The organism is Paenibacillus sp. MER TA 81-3 (assembly GCF_023713585.1).
GTDB classification, from domain to species: domain Bacteria; phylum Bacillota; class Bacilli; order Paenibacillales; family Paenibacillaceae; genus Paenibacillus_B; species Paenibacillus_B profundus.
This window is the reverse complement of the sequence record NZ_JAMAWB010000111.1, coordinates 1-322: the sequence shown is the minus strand read 5'-3', so window position 1 is coordinate 322 and position 322 is coordinate 1. Positions and strand designations below refer to the sequence as shown.

General features: G+C 54.0%; 1 protein-coding gene. It reads left to right on the top strand.

Going from position 1 to position 322, the window contains the following annotated elements; translation table 11 throughout:
• A partial coding sequence (locus tag M3650_RS33470) for a MucBP domain-containing protein (protein ID WP_251580293.1) occupies window positions 1-322 on the top strand: 322 nt, incomplete at both ends.

Sequence of the window (322 nt, the reverse complement as noted above, 5' to 3'; positions counted from 1 at the left end):
CTGAGCGTGAACTATCTGGAGCAAGGCACGGATAAAGTCCTGGCGGAAGCCACGACCGTAGACGGAGTAACAGGTAAAACGGTGGAGCTGACAGCCGCGGAAGTAGCGGGTTACACGCCGTTGAAGGAAAGCGATAGCTACACCTTTAAAGCAGAAGGTAATGTGTACACCTTCTACTACAAGGGAAACGCGCAGAAGCTGACCGTGAATTATCTGGAGCAAGGCACGGATAAAGTCCTGGCGGAAGCCACGACCGTAGACGGAGTAACAGGTAAAACGGTGGAGCTGACAGCCGCGGAAGTAGCGGGTTACACGCCAGTGA